This window comes from Streptomyces sp. NPDC054796 (assembly GCF_053611545.1).
On the sequence record NZ_JBSHAO010000021.1, the window covers coordinates 52,363 to 71,477 of the forward strand.

Here is a 19,115-nt window from a genome sequence, read left to right on the forward strand (position 1 = left end):
CCGAATCGGCTGGCGTTGCGGGGTCCGTTCCTCCCTCCGTCCAGTGGACGAAAGATGAAAGAGGCGGCATCAGCATGCGCGTACTGCTCACCGGGGGCACCGGCTACATCGGCGGCTCCGTACTCGACCGGCTCGTCGCCACGGGGCACCGGGTCACCGCTCTCGTGCGCAACCCCGACAACGCGGAGGGCGTCCGGGCCAAGGGCGCGGAGGCGGTGATCACCGACCTGGCCGACGCCGACGCCGAGGCCGTGCACCGGCTCGTCTCGGACAGCGACGGCGTCGTCCATCTGGCATCGCCCGGCGACGAGACCAGCGCGGCCGTCGAAGAGACCGTGGTCACCACCATGCTGCGAGCGCTGGGGAACACCGGCAAGCCGTTCGTGCACACCACGGGTGTCTGGGTGCACGGCAGCGGCAGTGCCATCACCGAGTCGACGCCGATGAACCCTCCGGAGCTGGCCGCGTGGCGCGTGCCCATGGCGGAGCGCGTCCGCGACGCGCCCGGCGTCCGTTCCTCCGTCGTGGCCCCGGCCGTGGTCCACGGCCATGGCGGCGGGCTGCTGAACCTGGTCGCCGCCGGCCCCAGGAGCGCCGGGGACGCGGCTGCCCTGACGATGGTCGGCCCCGGCGACCAGCACTGGAGCACCGTTCACGTGGACGACCTCGCCGAGCTGTACGTGCTGGCGCTGGAACAGGCCCCGGCGGGCTCGTACTTCCTCGGCGCGAGCGGCGTGAATCCCACCGTGCGTGAGATCACCGAAGCCGTCTCCCGCTCCCTGGGCCTGGCCGGCCGGGTACAGCCCGAGCCCGTGGTCCAGACGCTCGACCGGCTCGGACCGCTCGGCGCGGCGCTGCTGCTGGACCAGCAGGCTTCGGGCGACACGGCCCGACGTGTCCTGGGCTGGGCGCAGTCACGGCCGACGATTCTGGAGGACATCGCCGCGATGTCCGCCGGGCCGGCTCTCTGACCGTCGTTCGGCATGCGCCGCCCCGACCGCGCCGGGGGCCGCGTAGGTACGTACGCGGCCCCCGGGCCCGCCGACGGTACACGGCCCACTCTCTCGCCGAGGAAGACAGGATGACCACACACACCGCAGCACCGGGCTCCGGCCCGTCTCCTGTGGGACCACAGCCGCAAGAATCCGGCAGTGGCGGCGGCAGCCACAGTCGCAGCCGCAGCGGCCAGGATGCCGGCCGCCCGATGCGGCGGCGGTCACTGCCCGTCGTCGCGGCCGTCGCGGCCGGTCTGGTGATCCCGGTGCAGGCGCGGCTGAACGGCGAGCTGAGCCACCGTCTCGACGACGGCATCGCGGCTGCCGCGCTCAGCTTCTGCGGTGGGCTGTCCCTCATGACCGTCCTGGCCCTCTTCTCCCCGGGGCTGCGCCGTGCCCTGCGTGCCCTCGGTGACGCCGCAAGGGACGGCCGGCTGCCCCGGCGGTATCTGCTCGCCGGAGTGCTCGGCGGCACCTTCGCGCTGGCTCAGTCCACGACCGTGCTGGTGACGGGGGTCGCCGTGTTCACCGTGTCGGCGATCGCGGGCCAGACGCTGGGAGGACTGATCGTCGACGCCAAGGGCATCGGCGGCGGCACCAGGCAACGGCCTGGAGCGCGTCGGCTGGCCGGTGCCGCCGTCATCCTCGTCGCCGCTCTCCTCTCGGCTCTGCCGAGGTTCGCCGATACGCCGGCTCCCGCGGCTGTCCTCCTGCCCGCGCTGGGCGCCCTGGCCGCCGGATTCGCGCTCGGACTGCAACAGGCGATGAACGGTGCGGCCGGTGCGGCCTCGGGCTCCCCGCTCGCCGCCACGTGTCTCAACTTCTGCGTCGGAGCGGTCTTCCTCGGTCTCGTCTGGGCTGTGAGGGCGCTTGTCCGCGGAACGTCCGGCCACCCGCTTCCCACCGACTGGTGGGTGTATCTCGGCGGACTGTGCGGTGTGGTCTTCATCGGGGCGTCCGCCTTTCTCGTCCACCGCATCGGGGTGCTGCTGCTCGGCATGGCCTCGATCGCCGGCCAGTTGACCGGCTCCATCGCGCTGGACCTCTTCGTTCCGTCGGGCAGCGGCTCCCCCTCGGCCCTCACCGTCCTCGGAGCCGTCCTCACGTTCGCAGCCGTCCGGATCGCTTCTCCGCGCCCGCGCGGCGCACCGGCCGACGGACCCGCCCACGGACCACGGTCCGCCCGAGCCCCCGTCGGCGGTACTGGTCAGCACTGCCCCCCCCGCCCCGCCATCCCCTCGCACCATGACAACGCTCCCCGCCATGAAAGGACCACACATGTCGCACGACACGCCCCTGAACGACGACCGCATCCTGATCAAGGGCGCGTGCCTGCTGACTCAGGACACCGCGCTCGGAAACTTCGTGGGCGACATCCTCGTCGCCGACGGAAAGATCAAGGAAGTCGGCCGGAAGGTCGAAGACAACCGGGCCCGCGTCATCGACGGCACCGGCACCGCCGTACTTCCCGGTTTCATCGACACGCACCGCCACAACTGGCAGGGCGCGCTGCGCAATCTCGGGCCCGCGTGGACCTACGAGGAGTACCGCAGCCAGGTCCAGATCGGCCTCGGACAGCACTTCGAGCCGAGAGACGTCCACGTCGGAAATCTGACGGCGGACCTGATGTCCCTCGAAGCCGGTGTGACCACGGTGCGCGACGAGTCGCACATCAGCAACAGCCCCGAGCACTCCGACGCGGCGATCGCCGCCCACTGGGAATCAGGTATCCGCGCTGTCTTCGACCACGGCTGGCCGTCCACGGAGGCCGAGCAGTGGCAGTTCGGCAGCGCCCGCACGCATCCCGACGACATCAGGCGCATCCGCAACGAGGTGCTGCCGGACGACTCCGCCCGGGTCACGCTCAACGCGATGCTGCGCGGCCCGGAGCTGTCCACACCCGACGTGGCGGAGCGGGACATCCGCCTCGCCCGCGAGCTGGACCTGCGCATCAGCATGCACGTGGGCCTCGGCGAATGGGGAGCCCGGCAGCAGGCCATCCGCCGACTCGCCGAAGCGGGCCTCCTGAAGGAGGACATGACGTTCATCCACTGCTGCACGTCGACCGACGACGAGTTGCGGATGCTGGCCGCACACGGAGCCACCGCGTCCGTCGCCTCCGCGCTGGAGGTCTTCATGCCGGGCCTCGGCCAGCCCGCCACCAATCGTCTTCTGGCAGCCGGGGTACGCCCCAGCCTGAGCGTCGACACCGAGACCATCGTCAGCGGCGACATGTTCGGTGTGATGCGTGCCGCGCTCGCGTACCAGCAGTTGATCGTCGCGGGAGCCGCGGGCCCCATGGACCGTGTCCCGGACCTGCCCACCTTCGATGCCGCCGACCTTCTCGCCTTCGCGACCATCGAGGGCGCGCGAGCCTGCGGAATCGACGACCGCACCGGCAGTCTGACTCCCGGCAAGGAAGCCGACCTGATCATGATCCGCATGGATCATGCCAACCTCCTGCCGGCCACCGACGCCGCGGCCTCGATCGTCGCGGGCGGCCACGCGGGCAACGTCGACCTGGTCGTCGTCGCCGGGCGGGTACTCAAGTCCGACGGTGTACTCAAGGGCGGCAACGCTCACTCCGAACAGGCCGGGGCCTCTCGGGACCGGTTGTTCCGAGCGGCCGGAATCGCTCTTCCTGCGTGACCTCGGCGACAGCGGCGGTGAATACCATGACACGAAGAAGCGGCGGATTTTCCGCATAAAGAGATGACAGGCCCCTGTGGGGCGGTACGGCGAATATTGAACTGTGCTCTGCGTTCTTTCCCGGAATTCCGGAGCGCGTGGGGTGCCCCCCCGGCTTGTTGCCCGCCGGTGTCTACGATGGGCGACGAGAGCCGAACGATGAGGAAACGCTGAGGAGCGGAAAGTCATGGCACGACCAGAGCCCGGTAAGAGGGCCATAGGCTGGGCCGCCGCGGCCACGTTGCTGGCGGCGGCGCCGCTGATGGCAGCGTGCTCGGGCGGCGGCTCGGACACCGCTTCCGCCGCGCACAGCAGCAGCCCCTCTCCTTCGGACGGTACATCGAAGAGCCCCGAGGCCCCTTCGGGCGACGGCTCCAGCGCACAGGCGGGCGGCCGGTCCACCGTGCCCTCGGCGGTCAGCGCCTGGGTCACCGCGGTCATCGAGAAGGACGCGAAGCAGGCGTGCCTGCTCTCCGTCGCGCCGGACAGCGGCTCGTCCCCGAAGGCCGCCACTCCCCAGATGTGTGACGCGTCGACAACGCAGAAGCTGGCCCCCGGCCTGAAGTCCATGAGCAAGGCGTTCTCGCCGCAGAATTCCTCCGGAAAGCCGACGGTGAAGGTCGACGCGCCCACCCCCGAGGGCGAAAAGGCAGTCGTCCCGACGTCGAAGATCTCCGTCGACGGAAAGCCCCTGCGGGCCATCATGCTGTCCCGCTCGCACGGTATAGACCCGAAGTCCTTCACCGCCAAGGTGAATACCGAAAAGATCGATGGAAAGTGGTACATCGGCGACTTCGACATGGACAGCGGTCATCAGACGCTTCGGCCTCAAGAGCAGTAGCTGAGGCTTAAAGTGACCTCCCGGTCCTCCGGGGCGAAAGCCGTCGCCGGACCGGGAGGTGGTGTGCGGGATCCTGTACGTGCCGCACACCGGGGTGGCCGACCGCGGGGTGCGAGCCATCCTCTTCGACGGGGGGCCCGGCTGAGCGGCGGCGTCGGCCGAGGACTGTGCCCGTGGACGGGGCCGGCCGACGTCGGCGGCCTTGCCCACGTCCAGCGCGTCATTTCCGACTCATGCGCAGGATCAAGGTGACCGCGTCCTCCGGGCGGGTTCCGGGGGTCAGGACTTCCTGTAGGAGGAGGCCGCGGATCGTGGCAACGGTGACGGTGGCCACATCCCGCGCTTCCTTCGTGCCGAGCCCTTCGCGTTCCGCGAGCGAGGCCAGCATCTCGGTCAGGTCGCCGATCGACTCCACGAACTCACGGAAGTCCTCCGGGCCGTACGCGGCCAGTCCGACGACGTAGAAGAAGCCACGGGTGCGCGACAACTGCTCCGGCCGGGTGTAAGCGCGCCAGATCGCCCCGACGAAATCGTCGAAGGTGCCCTGCTGGGCGGCCTCCAGGAGTGACTCGTTGTCACGGGACCGCTGCGCCTTGAGCATGGCGGCCAAGACGCCCGAGAGCGACCCGAAGTGGTATCGCAGCAGGGCGTGGCTGGTCTCGATCCGGGCGGCGATCTCACGGAGTGACATCTCCGGCGGGGGAAGGGCCTCGCCGAAGGCGTCGAGAAGCCGTCCCAGGAGTCGCTCGCGCGCGCTGCCCTTGCGTTCCGAGGTTGACAGGATCACTCCCACAGTTTATCCATTGGAAAAGATGGATGAGCGGTTCCGTGTTGCTTCGCACATGGTCGCAGTCAGCTCGCAACGACGGAGGATCGACCTTGGGACCTGCTCATGTAGTCGGCGCGACGGTCATCGACGGATCGGGGCGCGATCCCAGCAACCTCGACATCACCATCGAAGACGGCCGCATCACCCAACTCGGTGCCTCCAGCGCGCACGGCGAGCGTCTCGATGCCGAGGGGCTGACGATGACGCCCGGCCTGATCGACGCTCACGTCCACCTGGGTCTGTCGAGCCCGATCCAGCCGCACTTCTCGTTCCGGGTAAGCGCCGCCGAGATCGCGGCGGACATCTTCGCCACGGCCGGTGCGACGCTCGACGCCGGCTTCACCACCGTTCGCGACACCGGCGGGATCGACGGCGGTGTCGTCACCGCGATCGCGAAGGGCAAGGTCAGAGGGCCGCGCGTCCTGTCGTGCGGACCTGTTCAGTGCCAGATCGGCGGGCACGGCTACTACGGAGCCGAATGGGAACCCACCGAGCTGTGGAGCAGCCACCACATCCCGGGCCTGTGCGCCCTCTCCATGATGGCGGGCAACGCGGACGAGTTGCGGCACAACGTCCGCGAGGCCTTCCGTCGCGGAGCCTCTTTCCTGAAGCTCTGCGTGACCGGCGGCGTGGTGGGCGCACATGACCGGCTGACCGACACCCAGTTCACCGTCGAGGAGATCGCCGTCGCGGTTCAAGAAGCTGCGGCACGGAACACCTATGTGACGGTTCACGCCCACAACAACGAGGGCATACGGAACGCGGTCGAGGCCGGGGTGCGCTGTGTCGAGCACGGCACCGGTCTCGATGAATCCACAGCGGCTCTGATGGCCGCTCGCGACGTTGCCCTCGTGCCCACGTTCGCCGTCGTCGAGCAACTGCTGCACGACACCGCCGGAGCCGGACTCGCCGAGTCGACCCGCGACCGGGCCAAGGGCACACGTGAGCGGATGACGAAGGCACTCGCTGCCGCCAAGCACGCGGGAGTACGGATCGGGCTGGGATCCGATCTCATCGGTCCGGCCCAGGACCGTCGAGGCAGAGAACTCAGCCTGCGCGCGGCCCTCGAGACGCCGATGGAAGCGCTCGTGGCGGCGACCAGGACCAACGCCGAGATCCTCGGCCTGTCCGGCCAGGTGGGAGTCATCGCTCCCGGCGCGCAGGCAGACCTCGTGCTCTGGAACGGCAACCCGCTCAAAGAACCGGAACTGTTCTCCGACCCCACCAACGCCGTCCTCGTGATCCAGGCCGGCCGCATCGTAAAGGACCTCAGATGAGCACCATGTGGCAGGGCTGCCTCGCCCACACCGACTACTTCGAGATGCGCTCCAGCGGCGGGCACGACTACGGAGTCTGGGTCACCACGCCACCGCGCTACGACCCTGCCGCTGCGCAAGCGCCTGTCGTGTACGTCCTCGACGGCAACTGGGCCGTGGGCATGACCGCCCCACTCATCGTCACGCAACTGGACCCCATGCAGTCGATTCAGCCCTACATCCAAGTCAGCGTGGGTTACGCGGGCGAGGAAGCGGAGCACTGGGAGCGGTTGCGCAACCGCGACCTCGTGCCCCCCGGCGAACCCATCGCGAAGGAGTACATCGACGCGGTGGAGATGGGGATCGAAACGGGCACGATGACTCGCGAGCAGGCCGACGCCTACCTCGCCGAGTTGAGCGACAGCCGCGGGGACATGTTCCTGAACTTCCTCACCGACGACCTGCACCCGCGGATCGAACGCGACTACGGCACAGCCCCGAGCGGTCACGGCCTCTTCGGCTACTCCTACGGCGGACTCTTCAGCCTCTACGCCTGGCTCACCAACAGCACCCTCTTCGAGAGCATCGGCGCGGGCAGCCCCGGCATCGTCAATGCGGACAGTCAGGTCTTCGCACGTCTTCAAGCGATGGGTGACACCCTGCCTGCCACCAAGCTTCACGTGACCTTCAACGACCGAGAGATCCTCGGAGACCTGGCGGTCTACCAGAACCTCGCGCAGAACGTCGCCACGTTCCTGCACCGCCTCACCTCACGCGGCGGATCCGTCACCAGCGCGCTCATGCACGAGACGCATGTGACGGGGTTGCAGGCATCGTTCCTCAGCTACCTCAGGACCTGCCGTGCCCAGTGACAACGGCTGACGCGGTGGCCCGAAACGCGGAGAGGGGCCCCGGTGCCGACCGGGGTGCTCTCCGCGTCCGCGGGCGGCCTACTCGCAGCAGTCGCATCCGGGCGGGTAGGTGCCGAACGCGTCTGCCCCGGCGCCGGCGGAGGGAACCGGAGCGGCGGCGGAAGGCGCGCAGCAGCCCTTGCCCTGCCAGGCGTCGCGGCCTTCTCTGACGGCGATGGCGGCGATGACGAGAGCGGCGACGGGGTCGGCCCAGGACCAGCCGAGGGTGGCGTTGAGGACCAGCCCGAGCAGGAGGACAGCGGACAGGTATGTGCACAGCAGCGTCTGCTTGGAGTCCGCGACCGCGGAGGCGGAGCCGAGTTCGCGGCCGGCCTTGCGCTGGGCGGCGGACAGGAACGGCATGACCGCCAGGGACAGCGCGGCCAGCACGATGCCGGGGACGGAGCTTTCGGCCTCACCGGTGCCGGCCAGTGCGCGGACGGCGTCGGCGCTGACATAGGCGGCCAGGGCGAAGAAGGAGACGGCGATGATCCGCAGAGTGCGCTGCTCGCGCGCTTCGCGGACGGCGTGGTCGGAGGCGGAGAACTGCCAGGCGACCGCGGCGGCGGAGGAGACCTCGATGACCGAGTCGAGTCCGAAGCCGATCAGGGCCGTGGAGGAGGCGAGGGAACCGGCGGTGACGGCGACGACCGCCTCGATGACGTTGTAGGCGATCGTGGCCGCGACGAGCAGGCGTATCCGGCGGGTGAGCGCGTCGCCGCGGGCCGACGAGGGCCCGATGGATATCGATACCTCAGCGGCCATGGTCAGCAGCAGCCCTTCTCGTCGGCGTCCGGACATGTGCGGTCGGTCTCGACGGCCACCACGGCGGTACGCAGATCGTCCAGCGCGTGGCCAAGGCGTTCGTCGGCCAGCTCATAGCGGGTGCGGCGGCCGTCGGGCACGGTGACGACCAGCCCGCAGTCGCGCAGGCACGCGAGGTGGTTCGACAGCCGCGTGCGGGAGATCCCGAGGGCGTCGGCGAGGTCGGCCGGATAGGCGGGGGCGTCGCGCAGGGCGAGCAGGATGCGGCAGCGGATCGGGTCGGCGAGCGCGCGGCCGAACCGGGCCAGCACCTCGATGTCGGAGGCAACAGTCAGCACTCCGCGAGAGTACATTGCATCCTGAATTCAGGAAAGCGTGGATCCGCTTCGGGAGTGCCTGGTGCCTGGTGGACGCGGCGACGGCGACGGCGGAGCTCCGGTCCTCTGTCCGTCCGGACACGGTGCTGTGTCACGCGATGGAGATGGCCCCCGTCAGCAGGGCGAAGGCGAGGTGCGCGAGGGAGACGGGGACGCCCCAGCGCGGCGCTGTCTTCCGGAAGTCGCCGAGGTCCGCCTTGACCAGGCCGAGCGGCACCCACAGGGGAGCCGACGTGGGGTCCGCCCTCACCGAGGCGTCCCCGCTCCCAGCGGCGGCGGACGACGCCGAGGACGTCTACCTGCGCATCGCGGCCGACCGCCTCGCCGGCCGACTGCCCGACCGGGTCACCGAGAACGCCCTCGTCCGCCGCTACGACCTGATGCCAGGACAGCTCGCCCACGTCCTGCGCCGCGTCGCCGTGGAGGGCTGGATCGAGCGGCTCCCCGGGTACGGCTGGGAGTTCCAGCCCATGCTCACCTCGATGGACTCCTACCAGGACAGCTACCGGTTCCGGCTGACCATCGAGCCCGCCGCCGTCCTCGAACCCGGCTTCGTCCTCGACCGCGACGCCCTCGAAACTGTCCGCGCCCAGCAACAGCGCCTGGTGGACGGGGAGATCCGCACCATCGGCAACGCCCAGTTGTACGACCTCAACAGCCGCTTCCACGAGACGGTCATGGCGTGCAGCCGCAACACCTTCTTCATCGACTCCCTGCGCCGCGTCGACCGCCTGCGCCGCCTCATCGAGTACCGGCGCACACTCCAACGCGACCGCGCCGCCGTCCGCTGCGCCGAACACGTGCGGATCGCCGACCTCCTCCACACCGGGTCGCAGCTCTGCCGCAGGTCCACGCCGAGCAGCACCTCCCGGGCCGGGCCCTGGCCTGCCGCCTCGGCGGCGCTCCCGGCCCCGTCCGCCTCGTCCGCCCCGTCGGTCCCGCCCGCTCCGTCCGCCCGGACGAGGACCACGGGGCAGTGCGCCCGTGCCACCGTCGCGTGCCCGAGGGAGCCCAGCAGGAAGCCCGCCGCGCCGGAGAGTCCGAGGCTGCCGAGCGCCAGCAGCTCGGCCTGCTCCGTGACGGCGCGCAGCGCCTCGCGCGGTTCCTGCACGATCCGGTCCGCCTCCACCGGCAGGCCGGGGTGGCGCGCCGAGAGCAGAGAACGGGAGTGGTCGAGCAGCTCCTCGGCGCGTTCACTGGGCACGGTCAGCGCTCCGGTAGGGAGCGTCTCGTCGGCGTACACCAACCAGAGCGGAAGGCCACGGCGTACCGCCTCCCGCGCGGCCCACCCGGCGGCGGCGAGGCTCTCGGGCGAGCCGTCCACCCCGGCGGCGACGGGTCGGGGCATGACACACCTCGGATCGTCTCGGGCCATGGTCGCTCCTGGGCGCGGACGCGCTCTGAGCGCGGGCCGCGGGTGCGGCCTGCCCCACGGCACCTGTGTGTTCCAGGTTCGCCGTTCGCCGCGGCCGTGCTCAGGGGCCGTAGGTCCCTCGCCGAGGGCTGCACGGTACCGCCCTCGACGTCCAGGAACCTGTCGCGGCGCAGGTGCGTGTGACGCTCAGTCGGCCCAGGCCCAGTCGGCGACCTCGGGCAGGTCGGTGCCGTGTGCGCGGATCCAGGCGTGGTGGCGGGTGCGGGTGTCCTCCATGGCCTGACGTACGGCGGCGGCCCGCACCGCCAGGTCAGGCACCCGGTCGATGACGTCCATCACCAGCCGGTAGCGGTCCAGGTCGTTGCGGACGACCATGTCGAAGGGCGTGGTGGTGGTGCCCGTCTCCTTGTAGCCGCGCACGTGCAGATGCGGGTGGACGGTGCGGCGGTAGGCGAGCCGGTGCACGAGCCAGGGGTAGCCGTGGTAGGCGAAGACGACGGGCCTGTCGCGGGTGAACAGGGCGTCGAACTCGGCCTCGGTCATGCCGTGCGGGTGTTCTTCGTGCGGCAGCAGCCGGGTCATGTCGACGACGTTGACGACGCGCACCGCGAGCTGGGGCAGGTGCTGCCGCAGCAGTCGCGCGGCGGCCAGGGTCTCCTGGGTGGGGACGTCCCCGGCACAGGCGAGGACCACATCCGGTTCGCGGCCGCCGTCCTCGTTCCCGGCCCACGGCCAGATCCCGGCGCCGCGGGCGCAGTGGGCGCGGGCCTCGGCCATGCTCAGCCAGTCGAAGCAGGGCTGCTTGCCCGCGACGATGACGTTGACGTAGTCCCGGCTGCGCAGCGCGTGATCGGCCACCGACAGCAGAGTGTTGGCATCCGGCGGCAGGTAGACCCGCACCACCTCGGGGCTCTTGTTGAGGACGTGGTCGACGAAGCCGGGGTCCTGGTGGGAGAAGCCGTTGTGGTCCTGCCGCCACACATGCGAGGTGAGCAGGTAGTTCAGCGAGGGGACGGGGCGGCGCCAGGGCAGTGTGCGGGAGACCTTCAGCCACTTGATGTGCTGGTTGACCATCGAGTCGACGATGTGCGCGAACGCCTCGTAGCAGGAGAACAGGCCGTGCCTGCCGGTCAGCAGATAGCCCTCCAGCCAGCCCTGGCACAGGTGTTCCGAGAGGACCTCCATGACCCGCCCGTGCCGGTCCAGGTGCTCGTCGGTGCCGGTGGTGGCGGCCTGCCACGCCTTGCCCGTGGCGTGGAAGAGGTCCTGGAGGCGGTTGGAGGCGGTCTCGTCGGGGCCGACGACGCGGAAGTCGCGGCGCTCGGCAGTGGCCTCCATGACGTGCTCCAGCATCCCGCCGAGCACACGGGTCGGCTCGTGCGTGCTCGCCCCCGCCTTGTCGACGGGGACGGCGTACCGTTCCAGCGGCGGCAGCGGCAGGTCCCGGGTGAGCAGGCCCCCGTTGGCGTGCGGGGTGGCGCCCAGCCGGAGGGTTCCCCCGGGCACACACTCCAGCACCTCGGGCCGTGGCGCGCCCTGTGCGTCGAACAGTTCGCCGGGGCGGTAGGAACGCAGCCAGTCCTCCAGTTGCCGCAGATGGCCGGGGTGGTCGCGGACGCCGGACAGCGGCACCTGATGGGCGCGCCAGGTGCCCTCGATGGGTACGTCGTCCACGGTGCGCGGGCCGGTCCAGCCCTTCGGGGTGCGCAGCACGATCATCGGCCAGCGGGCGCGTTCGGTCACGCCGCCCTCGCGGGCGGTGCGCTGGAGGAGGGCGATGCGGTCGAGCGCGGTGTCCATGGCGTGGGCCATGGCACGGTGCACGGTGTGGGGGTCGTCCCCGGTGACGTGGAGCGGGTCGTGGCCGTATCCGCGCAGCAGCTCGTCGAGTTCGCTCCCGGGAAGCCGGGAGAGGACGGTGGGGTTGGCGATCTTGTAGCCGTTGAGGTGGAGGACCGGCAGCACCGCGCCGTCGTGCACCGGGTCGAGGAACTTGTTGGCGTGCCAGGAGGCGGCCAGTGGCCCCGTCTCGGCCTCGCCGTCCCCGATCACGCAGGCGACGAGGAGGTCCGGGTTGTCCAGCGCTGCGCCGTAGGCGTGGGCGAGGGAGTAGCCCAGTTCGCCGCCCTCGTGGATCGAGCCCGGTGTCTCCGGCGCGACGTGGCTGGGTACGCCGCCGGGGAAGGAGAACTGCCGAAAGAGCCGTTCCATGCCGGCCGCGTCCCGGCCGACGTCGGGATACGTCTCGCTGTAGCTGCCCTCCAGCCAGGAGTTGGCGAGCACGGCGGGCCCGCCGTGTCCCGGCCCCCAGACGCAGACCGCCGGTTGCGAACGGGCCTTGACCACGCGGTTGAGATGGGTGTGGACGAGGTTGAGTCCGGGAGACGTGCCCCAGTGCCCGAGCAGCCTCGGTTTGATGTGTTCGGGACGCAGCGGTTCGGTGAGCAGCGGGTTCGCCATGAGGTAGATCTGGCCGACGGTGAGGTAGTTGGCGGCGCGCCAGTGCGCGTCCAGCGCGGACACCTCCGCGTCGCGGAGCGGGTGCGCGTCCGAGGACCGCGCCGCCGCCCCCTCCTGCGCGCCCGCCCCCTCCTGCGCGCCCGTCCTCTCCCGTCCGCCCGCCTTCTCCTGGCCGGGTGACATCCGGTCCTGGGGAGCGGCGGGGGCGGGCTGCGGGGCGTCCGGTCGCTGTGCGGGGGTCGCGGGCACGGGGGCCTCCATGCGGTGGCGGATGGGCGGAGAGGGGCACGGTCCTCCGGAGCCGCGTCGGCACGGAGCCGCGTCGGCCACGGAGGCGTCGGCATCGCCATGCTCGGGGCGAGGCCGGGACGGCGGAAGGGACCGAGGGGGCCGGCCAGGGGGGCCGGGCGGCCCTGCGGAGAGGGCACGGCACGGGAGCGGGCCGGTCGGGCGACGGCGGGAGCCGACCGGGGCGGAGCCGCCCGGACCCGCCCATCGGCCCGCCGAACCGTACCCGGACGACCCGCCGGAGTGGCCTGTGCGGCCCCGGCGCCGCGGGCGCGGCACGCGGCACCGTGGGAGCGGAACAGGACGTACCGATCCGTGAAGCGCGAAGCGTGGAAGAAGCGCGGAACGCGGAACCGAGACGAAAGGGGTGGAGAGCCATGGCAGTGCACGAGCCCGCACACCACCGGCACGGTTTCCGGCCGGTCTGGCGGCAGGCCGGTACAGCGAGGGCCGCGAAGCCGGGGGAGAAAACGGCCGTCGTCGCGACGACGTCGACGGTGACGGCGTCCCGCGTCGTCGCCTCGGTCCGCTTCGTCACCGGGTTCGTCTTCCTCTGGGCTTTCCTCGACAAGACCTTCGGCTGGCACTACGCCACACCTCCGGGCAAGGGCTGGATCGACGGTGGCTCGCCCACGGAGGGGTTCCTCGGCGGCGTCGCCGTCGGCCCCCTGGAGACCCCGTTCCACAACTGGGCCGGGGACGCCTGGGCCGACTGGCTGTTCATGCTCGGCCTGCTGGGGATCGGCGTCGCGCTGCTCGCCGGGGTCGCGCTGCGGCTCGCCGCGCTGGCCGGGACGGTCATGATGGGGCTGATGTGGGCGGCGGAATGGCCCCTCGCACAGCACCTGTCCGACGGTTCGCCCAGCATGTCCACGAACCCGCTCGTCGACTACCACGTGGTGTACGCCGCCGTGCTGATCGTCCTCGCGGCGCTGTCGGCCGGTGACACCTGGGGACTGGGCAGGACATGGTCCGGGCTGCCGTACGTACGCGACCACCGCTGGCTGCGCTGACCTCGCTACGCCTGACACCCGGCGCTACGTCTGACGGCCGACGCTTCGCCTGACACCCGGCCCGTTCGCCCCAGGGCCTCAAGAAGCCACGGGGCAGGGCCGGGTGGACCGCGCCCCAGGGCCTTGTGGCCCCTCTTCTCCGCGAACACACGACAAGACGCTGGAAACAGGAACTCCGCCCCGCCCGCCTCACCGGAAGGTGTCAGCCATGAACCGTACCGTCACCGTCGGCGTCGACGGCTCCCCCGAAAGCCGCGCGGCCGCCGACTGGGCGGCCCGCGAAGCGCTGCTGCGGAAGCTGCCCCTGCGCATCGTGCACGTCTGGAACTGGGCGCCCTACACCTTTGCTCCTGGCGCCCTCTTCGCCGAGGCCGAACGGCACTGGGCCGAGCGCATACCCCGCGAGGTCGGCACCGACATCAGCGGGCGCTATCCAGGGCTGGAGGTCAGCGCCGAACGCTTCGAGGGGGAGACCGCCACCACTCTGCTCGCCGCTTCCGAGGACGCGGAGGTGCTGGCGCTCGGCTCCCGGGGACTCGGTGCGGTGGTCGGCTTCCTCGTCGGTTCGGTCGCCATGGCGACCGTGGCGAGGGCCGAACGCCCCGTCGTGCTCGTCCGCGCCGGCGAACGTGCCCAGGACGAGTACCGGTCCGACACCGAGGTCGGCACCGGGGGCGAGCCCGTCGGCGGCACCGCTTACCGCAACGTGGTGCTCGGCCTCGATCTGGCCCGGCCCGACGACACCGTCATCGGCCACGCCTTCGAGGCCGCGACCCGGCGCGAGACCGGCCTGCGCGTCGTCCACACCTGGTCCCCGCCGACCGCCTACGACTTCGACCCCGGACTGGTCGGCGAGGAGGTCATGGCGGAACTCGCCTCCCGCGCGACCACGGCGCTCGCCGAGGTTCTGCACTCGTGGCGGGGCAAGTACCCCCAGGTCCCCGTCTTCGAGCAGGTACTGACGGGCCGGCCCGCCGAACGCCTCGTCGCCGCGTCCGCCGACGCCTCCCTGGTGGTCGTCGGCCGTCGCATCCGCCGCTCCCCGCTGGGCGCCCACACCGGCTCGGTGGCCCACGCCGTCATCCACCACGCCACGGCCCCGGTCGCCGTCGTGCCGCACGAGTGACAGCCCGCCCGGCCCGGAGCCGTCACCGCGACGGCACCGAGCCGGAACCCGGGCTTCCGGGGCCGGAACCCGCCGATGGGCCCCGCCGTCGCCGCCTCACCGGACGGGCGGTAACTCCCGCTCGGAGGCGCTGCTGTCGAGCGGGCCGCTGCTAGAGCCATACGGGTCTGCCGCGCAGGACGGACGTGTGACGGCGCGCGAAGCGCGCGGTGTCGCGGTGCCAGCGGCCCGCGTAGAGGGCGCCGCCCAGGACGACGGCGTCGTACGGCGCGGGCGTGCGCACGTCGGCCGCGGGTTCGGCCACCGCCTCGCACCCGGCCGAGTTCAGTGCGTCGACGATCCAACCCGCGATCTCCCGCGTCGAACCGTTCTTGCTGCCGTAGGCGACGAGTACGTGGCTGGGCATGTGCGCTCTCCTGCCGTCCTGCCGTAGGACCTGGTATCCGGGAAGGGACCCGCACATCGCCCCTCCCGTACGAGAACCGTGCGACGGCCCGGCCCGGCCCGGCCCGGCGCGGAGGGACAGGGACCGGACGGGCCACTTCTCGGCCGCCGGGCCGCCGGGCCGTCGGGCGGAGCGAAGCGGGCGCGGCGGGAAGGGGGCGCGCTCCCGGGTGGCCGGTTTCCCGCGTGCCGGGGAACCGAGGTCGGGATTGTGGTGCTGCCCATGTGGTGCCCCGGGCCCGAGCCGTTACGTTGAGTCCTCCGGGCCAGGACGCGAGCGCCGTAGGGGTGACGATGGACAGCGGTGGTGCGGGGAGCATTCCACGGTTGCGTCTCGATGAGCTGCTGGAGGAGCTGGAGCGGCGGATCAGCACGGTGCGCGGGACGCAGGACCGGCTGCACGGGCTGCTGGAGGCGGTGCTGTCGGTCGGGCGGGGGCTTGAGGTGTCCCAGGTGCTGCGGCAGATCGTCGAGGCGGCGGTGGTGCTGGTGGACGCCGAATACGGCGCGCTGGGTGTGGTGGGGGAGGGGCAGGAGCTGGCGCAGTTCCTGCCTGTGGGGATGGCCGAGGAGCAGGTCGCGGAGATCGGTGACCTGCCCAGGGGGCACGGCCTGTTGGGGCAGCTCATCCGGCATCCGGAGCCGCTGAGGCTGGCCGAGCTGTCGGACCATCCGGCCTCGTACGGTTTTCCCGACCGGCATCCGCCGATGCACTCGTTCCTCGGGGTGCCCATCCGGGTCAGGGACGAGGTGTTCGGCAACTTCTACCTCACCGAGAAGCGCGGGGCCGAGGAGTTCGACGCCGAGGACGAGGCCGTTCTCGCCACCCTCGCCGTCGCCGCGGGCGTCGCCATCGAGAACGCCCAGCTCTACGAGGAGGCGCAGCGCCGCGAGCGGTGGGCGGCGGCGAGTGGTGAGATCACGGGGGCGCTGCTGTCGGGCGCGGCACGTGGCGAGGTACTGGAACTGGTCGTCAGCCGGGCACGGGAGATCATTTCGGCGGACCTGGGTGTGGTCGCGGTGCCGCTGGAGGGCGCGGAGGGGCTGCGGACGAGCTTCGCCGTCGGGGAGGGCGCCCAGGCGCACAGGGGAGTCGTCCTGCCGCACGAGGACGGGTTCATGGGTGCCGCCTTCCACACGAGGGAGCCCGCCACGAGCGCCGACATCCAGCACGATCCCCGGGTGGAGAAGGCCCCAGGGCCCTGGGCGGGTTTCGGGCCCGCGCTCGCGCTGCCGCTGGACACGGGCAAGGGCGTGCGGGGCGTGCTGGTCGTGGCCCGGCGGGCGGGCCGGGAACCGTTCGCGGAGAACGAGACCACGCCCGCCGTCGGCTTCGCGTTACAGGTGGCGCTGGCCATGGAGGTGGCGGAGGGACGGCAGGACGCCGAGCGGATCGCGCTGCTGGAGGAACGGGACCGGATCGCGCGGGACCTGCACGATCTGGCCATCCAGCGGCTGTTCGCGACGGGGATGACGCTCCAGAGTGCCCAACGGCTCTCCGAGCACCCCCAGTTGTCGGACCGGCTGGCCAGGGCCGTGAAGGACCTGGACAGCACCATAAAGATCATCCGTTCCACCATTTTCGGTCTGCGTTCGCACGAGACGGGGGAGGCGCGGGGGCTGCGGGCCCGTACGGCCGAGACGGTCGGGGAGGCCACGGCCATGCTCGGGTTCACTCCGGCACTGCGGGTGGAGGGGCTGGTGGAGACGAACGTGCCGCCCTCGGCCGCCGACCAGATGCTCGCGGTGCTCAAGGAGGCGCTGAGCAACGTGGCGCGGCACGCCAGGTCCGGGGCCGCCGAGGTGCGGGTCGCGGCAGGGGACGGGCGGCTGACGCTGACGGTCACCGACGACGGGTGCGGGGTGCCGGAGGGGGCACGCCGCAGCGGGCTGCGGAACCTCGCCGAGCGTGCGGAGCGGCTGGGCGGCACGCTGGAGTTGACGGGGCCGCCCGGCGGCGGCACCCGGCTGGTGTGGTCCGTACCGGTGTCCGCGCCCACGTCCGCGCCCACGTTCGCGCCCGTGCCGCCTCGTGACGAGGGAGCCGATGGCACGGCCTCTCGCGACGAGGAAGCCCACGAAGAGGCGTCACCCGGCGAGGGGTGACGAAGGGTCAGCGGGGCCCGTCGGCCCCGCCCCTCCCTCCGCCGGCCCCGGAGCCGTCCTCTTCCGCCCGCGGTGGGTCCAGGTGCGTGGCCATGACGGCCGCCTGTATGCGCCGCTGCACGCCCAGTTTGCCCAGCAGCCGGGAGATGTTGTTCTTGACGGTCTTCTCCGACAGGTAGAGCCGCTTCCCGATCTGACGGTTGGTGAGGCCCTCGCCGATCAGCCGCAGGATGTCCTCCTCCCGGGGCGAGAGCCCCGCCAGCCGCTGGTCCCCCTCCGGTTCCCGGGGCGTCCCGGAGTCGTTCCGCAGGGAGTGCATGAGCCGCGCGGTGGTGGCCGGGTCGAGCATGGACCTGCCCGAGGCGACCGTGCGTACGGCGTTCACGAGGTCGGGTCCCTCGATCTCCTTGAGCACATAGCCGGCGGCGCCCGCCATGATCGCGTCGAGCATCGCTTCCTCCTCGTCGAAGGAGGTGAGCATGAGGCAGGCGAGCCCGGGGAGCGCCGAACGCAGTTCCCTGCACACCGAGATGCCGTCGCCGTCGGGGAGCCGGATGTCCAGTACGGCGACATCCGGCCGGAGCGCGGGCACGCGTGTCAGCGCCTGGTCCGCTGTGCTCGCCTCACCGATGACGTCGATGTCCGGCTCACTGCCGAGCAGGTCGATCAGTCCCCGTCGCACGATCTCGTGGTCGTCGAGGAGGAACACCTTGAGGGGGTTCTCCCCGGAGAAACCCTGACTGCCTGTCATCTGCGCTCCCTGGACTCCTCGCGGCCTGTTCCCAAGAGCCTCTACGGCACCGCCCGGCGGGTCCAGAGCCGAACGGCCCTCGTGCGGGGCCGCCGGGTGGGGCAACCGGTCCCGTCACTCCCCGTCCGGCTCCCGCCCGTCGTCCAGGCTTCCGGGGATCCCGGCCGGACGGGTGCCCGGAGCGGGGGTGGGCTCCCCGGGGCCGGTCCCGTGGTCCCACGCGCCGGTGAGACGGCAGTCCACGCCGACCACTCCCTCCACGGCGCGCGCCAGGTGTCCGGCCACGGGTACGAGGGAGGCGTCACGTACCGTCCCGGTGAGGGTGACGACACCTTCCCGCACGGTGACGTGGAGGGGGGCGACGGGGACGGGGAAGAGGTGCCGCAGTTGCTCCTCGACCTCAGCCGCGATCTCCTTGTCGTGCCGCAGGAAGACCTTCAGCAGGTCACTGCGGCTGACGAGCCCCTCCAGGAAGCCCGAGGCATTGATGACTGGAAGCCGTTTGACCTGCCGACGGGCCATGATCCGCGCGGCCTCCGGCAGCGAGGCGTTCGCGCGCACGGTCACGGCGGGCGCGCTCATCAGCTCCCCGGCGGTCGAGGCGCCCGCCTTGGCGAGGGCGTCGAGGCGCCGCGATCCGTTCTCCGGGGCCAGGTCCCGGTACTCCTCCTTGGGCAGCAGGTCGGCCTCGGACACCACGCCGACGACACGGCCCTCGCCCTCCAGCACCGGGACGGCGCTCACCTTCCACTGTTCCAGGGTCCTGACGATCTCCTTGAAGGCCGCGTTCCGGCCTACGGCGACGACCGTCTGAGTCATCACGTCGCTCACGGTGTGCGGGCTTTGGTTCACGATGTCCTCCCTCCGACGCGGCGGCCAGGGCCGCTGGG

At 71.4% G+C, this 19,115-nt stretch carries 16 protein-coding genes and 3 pseudogenes; 10 read left to right on the forward strand and 9 right to left on the reverse strand.

Going from position 1 to position 19,115, the window contains the following annotated elements:
* Positions 1–74 precede the first annotated feature (74 nt).
* The 4 genes and pseudogenes from ACWGJ2_RS19180 to ACWGJ2_RS19195 all read left to right on the forward strand — a co-directional run bounded on the left by ACWGJ2_RS19180 (position 75) and on the right by ACWGJ2_RS19195 (position 4,524).
* Positions 75–971, forward strand: a complete 897-nt coding sequence (locus ACWGJ2_RS19180) for an NAD-dependent epimerase/dehydratase family protein (RefSeq protein WP_453347312.1) — start codon at positions 75–77, stop codon at positions 969–971.
* A gap of 233 nt (positions 972–1,204) precedes the next feature.
* Positions 1,205–2,053 (forward strand): annotated as a pseudogene (locus ACWGJ2_RS19185) (DMT family transporter); the annotation flags it as partial.
* A 220-nt stretch (positions 2,054–2,273) separates the two neighbouring features.
* Positions 2,274–3,644, forward strand: a complete 1,371-nt coding sequence (locus ACWGJ2_RS19190; protein ID WP_453347313.1) for an amidohydrolase family protein — start codon at positions 2,274–2,276, stop codon at positions 3,642–3,644.
* Positions 3,645–3,870: 226 nt separating this feature from the next.
* Positions 3,871–4,524 carry a hypothetical protein gene (locus ACWGJ2_RS19195; protein WP_453347314.1) on the forward strand — a complete coding sequence of 218 codons (654 nt, stop codon included), beginning with the start codon at positions 3,871–3,873 and terminating at the stop codon, positions 4,522–4,524.
* Between the two features lie 220 nt (positions 4,525–4,744).
* Here the strand turns inward: ACWGJ2_RS19195 and ACWGJ2_RS19200 are convergent, their stop codons facing one another.
* Complete coding sequence (locus ACWGJ2_RS19200; RefSeq protein ID WP_453347315.1) at positions 4,745–5,311, reverse strand: TetR/AcrR family transcriptional regulator; 567 nt, start codon at positions 5,309–5,311, stop codon at positions 4,745–4,747.
* 29 nt (positions 5,312–5,340) lie between these two features.
* On the opposite strand from ACWGJ2_RS19200, the gene ACWGJ2_RS19205 reads away from it, so the two are divergent.
* Positions 5,341–6,630, forward strand: a complete 1,290-nt coding sequence (locus ACWGJ2_RS19205) for an amidohydrolase family protein (protein WP_453347316.1) — start codon at positions 5,341–5,343, stop codon at positions 6,628–6,630.
* Positions 6,627–7,481, forward strand: coding sequence for an alpha/beta hydrolase (locus ACWGJ2_RS19210; RefSeq protein ID WP_453347317.1), 855 nt, complete (start codon positions 6,627–6,629; stop codon positions 7,479–7,481). The genes ACWGJ2_RS19205 and ACWGJ2_RS19210 overlap by 4 nt, the downstream gene beginning before the upstream one ends.
* A gap of 78 nt (positions 7,482–7,559) precedes the next feature.
* Here the strand turns inward: ACWGJ2_RS19210 and ACWGJ2_RS19215 are convergent, their stop codons facing one another.
* The 3 genes from ACWGJ2_RS19215 to ACWGJ2_RS19225 all read right to left on the reverse strand — a co-directional run bounded on the left by ACWGJ2_RS19215 (position 7,560) and on the right by ACWGJ2_RS19225 (position 8,912).
* Positions 7,560–8,285, reverse strand: a complete 726-nt coding sequence (locus ACWGJ2_RS19215; RefSeq protein ID WP_453347372.1) for a cation transporter — start codon at positions 8,283–8,285, stop codon at positions 7,560–7,562.
* A gap of 2 nt (positions 8,286–8,287) precedes the next feature.
* Positions 8,288–8,623, reverse strand: coding sequence for an ArsR/SmtB family transcription factor (locus tag ACWGJ2_RS19220; protein WP_453347318.1), 336 nt, complete (start codon positions 8,621–8,623; stop codon positions 8,288–8,290).
* 130 nt (positions 8,624–8,753) lie between these two features.
* The gene (locus tag ACWGJ2_RS19225; RefSeq protein ID WP_453347319.1) at positions 8,754–8,912 is read right to left on the reverse strand and encodes a hypothetical protein; all 159 of its coding nucleotides are present in this window, start codon (positions 8,910–8,912) and stop codon (positions 8,754–8,756) included.
* Between the two features lie 232 nt (positions 8,913–9,144).
* On the opposite strand from ACWGJ2_RS19225, the pseudogene ACWGJ2_RS19230 reads away from it, so the two are divergent.
* Positions 9,145–9,480: pseudogene (locus ACWGJ2_RS19230) on the forward strand (FCD domain-containing protein); the annotation flags it as partial.
* A gap of 197 nt (positions 9,481–9,677) precedes the next feature.
* On the opposite strand, the pseudogene ACWGJ2_RS19235 reads toward ACWGJ2_RS19230, so the two are convergent.
* Positions 9,678–10,037, reverse strand: a pseudogene (locus ACWGJ2_RS19235) (universal stress protein); the annotation flags it as partial.
* A 186-nt stretch (positions 10,038–10,223) separates the two neighbouring features.
* Positions 10,224–12,746 carry a phosphoketolase family protein gene (locus tag ACWGJ2_RS19240; RefSeq protein WP_453347320.1) on the reverse strand — a complete coding sequence of 841 codons (2,523 nt, stop codon included), beginning with the start codon at positions 12,744–12,746 and terminating at the stop codon, positions 10,224–10,226.
* Between the two features lie 416 nt (positions 12,747–13,162).
* On the opposite strand from ACWGJ2_RS19240, the gene ACWGJ2_RS19245 reads away from it, so the two are divergent.
* Both ACWGJ2_RS19245 and ACWGJ2_RS19250 read left to right on the forward strand, forming a co-directional pair.
* The gene (locus ACWGJ2_RS19245; RefSeq protein ID WP_453347321.1) at positions 13,163–13,798 is read left to right on the forward strand and encodes a hypothetical protein; all 636 of its coding nucleotides are present in this window, start codon (positions 13,163–13,165) and stop codon (positions 13,796–13,798) included.
* Positions 13,799–14,006: 208 nt separating this feature from the next.
* Positions 14,007–14,924 (forward strand): universal stress protein, encoded by a 918-nt coding sequence (locus ACWGJ2_RS19250; protein WP_453347322.1) that lies wholly within the window; start codon positions 14,007–14,009, stop codon positions 14,922–14,924.
* Positions 14,925–15,075: 151 nt separating this feature from the next.
* Here the strand turns inward: ACWGJ2_RS19250 and ACWGJ2_RS19255 are convergent, their stop codons facing one another.
* Positions 15,076–15,330: a flavodoxin domain-containing protein gene (locus ACWGJ2_RS19255; RefSeq protein WP_453347323.1), complete on the reverse strand. Its 255-nt coding sequence runs from the start codon at positions 15,328–15,330 to the stop codon at positions 15,076–15,078.
* Between the two features lie 332 nt (positions 15,331–15,662).
* Here ACWGJ2_RS19255 and ACWGJ2_RS19260 point away from each other — a divergent pair, with 332 nt between their 5' ends.
* Positions 15,663–17,474 carry a GAF domain-containing protein gene (locus tag ACWGJ2_RS19260; RefSeq protein ID WP_453347324.1) on the forward strand — a complete coding sequence of 604 codons (1,812 nt, stop codon included), beginning with the start codon at positions 15,663–15,665 and terminating at the stop codon, positions 17,472–17,474.
* A gap of 7 nt (positions 17,475–17,481) precedes the next feature.
* Here the strand turns inward: ACWGJ2_RS19260 and ACWGJ2_RS19265 are convergent, their stop codons facing one another.
* A complete protein-coding gene (locus tag ACWGJ2_RS19265) occupies positions 17,482–18,225 on the reverse strand; it encodes a response regulator (RefSeq protein ID WP_453347325.1) in 744 nt (247 codons plus the stop codon).
* Between the two features lie 114 nt (positions 18,226–18,339).
* Entirely contained in the window at positions 18,340–19,077 is a 738-nt protein-coding gene (locus ACWGJ2_RS19270; protein WP_453347326.1) for a CBS domain-containing protein, read from the reverse strand.
* Positions 19,078–19,115 lie beyond the last annotated feature (38 nt).

Bases quoted from the DNA above. Each gene is read 5' to 3' on its own strand.
- ACWGJ2_RS19180 (WP_453347312.1), top strand. From the start codon at position 75: ATGCGCGTACTGCTCACCGGGGGCACCGGCTACATCGGCGGCTCCGTA.
- ACWGJ2_RS19190 (WP_453347313.1), top strand. From the start codon at position 2,274: ATGTCGCACGACACGCCCCTGAACGACGACCGCATCCTGATCAAGGGC.
- ACWGJ2_RS19195 (WP_453347314.1), top strand. From the start codon at position 3,871: ATGGCACGACCAGAGCCCGGTAAGAGGGCCATAGGCTGGGCCGCCGCG.
- ACWGJ2_RS19205 (WP_453347316.1), top strand. From the start codon at position 5,341: ATGAGCGGTTCCGTGTTGCTTCGCACATGGTCGCAGTCAGCTCGCAAC.
- ACWGJ2_RS19210 (WP_453347317.1), top strand. From the start codon at position 6,627: ATGAGCACCATGTGGCAGGGCTGCCTCGCCCACACCGACTACTTCGAG.
- ACWGJ2_RS19215 (WP_453347372.1), bottom strand. From the start codon at position 8,285: ATGGCCGCTGAGGTATCGATATCCATCGGGCCCTCGTCGGCCCGCGGC.
- ACWGJ2_RS19245 (WP_453347321.1), top strand. From the start codon at position 13,163: ATGGCAGTGCACGAGCCCGCACACCACCGGCACGGTTTCCGGCCGGTC.
- ACWGJ2_RS19250 (WP_453347322.1), top strand. From the start codon at position 14,007: ATGAACCGTACCGTCACCGTCGGCGTCGACGGCTCCCCCGAAAGCCGC.
- ACWGJ2_RS19255 (WP_453347323.1), bottom strand. From the start codon at position 15,330: ATGCCCAGCCACGTACTCGTCGCCTACGGCAGCAAGAACGGTTCGACG.
- ACWGJ2_RS19260 (WP_453347324.1), top strand. From the start codon at position 15,663: ATGGACAGCGGTGGTGCGGGGAGCATTCCACGGTTGCGTCTCGATGAG.
- ACWGJ2_RS19265 (WP_453347325.1), bottom strand. From the start codon at position 18,225: ATGACAGGCAGTCAGGGTTTCTCCGGGGAGAACCCCCTCAAGGTGTTC.